Raw genomic sequence first — 1,416 nt, 5'->3', positions numbered from 1 at the left:
GATGGTGCTTGGGCGTGTGTTGGGTAAGTCAAGTCCTCGGCCTATTAGTACCGGTCAGCTCCACACATTGCTGTGCTTCCACTTCCGGCCTATCAACCCGCTGGTCTGGGCGGGGGCCTTACCCCACGAGGGGTGAGAGACCTCATCTTGAAGCGAGCTTCCCGCTTAGATGCTTTCAGCGGTTATCCCTGCCGAACGTAGCCAACCAGCAGTGCTCCTGGCGGAACAACTGGCACACCAGAGGTTCGTCCGTCCCGGTCCTCTCGTACTAGGGACAGCTCTTCTCAAGTCTCTTACGCGCACGGCGGATAGGGACCGAACTGTCTCACGACGTTCTAAACCCAGCTCGCGTACCGCTTTAATGGGCGAACAGCCCAACCCTTGGGACCTACTCCAGCCCCAGGATGCGACGAGCCGACATCGAGGTGCCAAACCATCCCGTCGATATGGACTCTTGGGGAAGATCAGCCTGTTATCCCCGGGGTACCTTTTATCCGTTGAGCGACACCGCTTCCACATGCCGGTGCCGGGTCACTAGTCCCAGCTTTCGCTCCTGCTCGACCCGTCGGTCTCACAGTCAAGCTCCCTTGTGCACTTGCACTCGACACCTGATTGCCAACCAGGCTGAGGGAACCTTTGGGCGCCTCCGTTACATTTTGGGAGGCAACCGCCCCAGTTAAACTACCCACCTGACACTGTCCCTGATCCGGATCACGGACCGAGGTTAGACATCCAATTCGACCAGAGTGGTATTTCAACGACGACTCCACGAACACTGGCGTGCCCGCTTCACAGTCTCCCACCTATCCTACACAAACCGAACCGAACACCAATATCAAGCTATAGTGAAGGTCCCGGGGTCTTTCCGTCCTGCCGCGCGTAACGAGCATCTTTACTCGTAGTGCAATTTCGCCGAGCCTGTGGTTGAGACAGCTGAGAAGTCGTTACGCCATTCGTGCAGGTCGGAACTTACCCGACAAGGAATTTCGCTACCTTAGGATGGTTATAGTTACCACCGCCGTTTACTGGCGCTTGAGTTCTGAGCTTCGCCACTCAACGTAGCTAACCCGTCCCCTTAACGTTCCAGCACCGGGCAGGCGTCAGTCCGTATACATCGTCTTTCGACTTCGCACGGACCTGTGTTTTTAGTAAACAGTCGCTTCTCACTGGTCTCTGCGGCCACCCACCGCTACCCACCGCTAGGGTGTTGACGATGCGTGGCCCCCCTTCTCCCGAAGTTACGGGGGCATTTTGCCGAGTTCCTTAACCACAGTTCGCTCGATCGCCTCGGTATTCTCTACCTGACCACCTGAGTTGGTTTGGGGTACGGGCCGCTCGGAACTCGCTAGAGGCTTTTCTCGGCAGCATAGGATCATCCCATTCGCCTCATTCGGCTATGCGTCAGGCCTCACCCAC

The 1,416-nt window shown here is 57.1% G+C and carries 1 rRNA gene; it reads right to left on the bottom strand.

The features are described from left to right. Positions 1–24: 24 nt before the first annotated feature. Positions 25–1,416 (bottom strand): 23S ribosomal RNA (locus tag NH342_RS22960); the annotation flags it as partial.

The sequence above is a fragment of the Klenkia sp. PcliD-1-E genome (assembly GCF_024124375.1).
Lineage (GTDB): Bacteria > Actinomycetota > Actinomycetes > Mycobacteriales > Geodermatophilaceae > Klenkia.
Note: the sequence above shows the minus strand (reverse complement) of the source record. Positions and strands in the feature narration are given on the sequence as shown.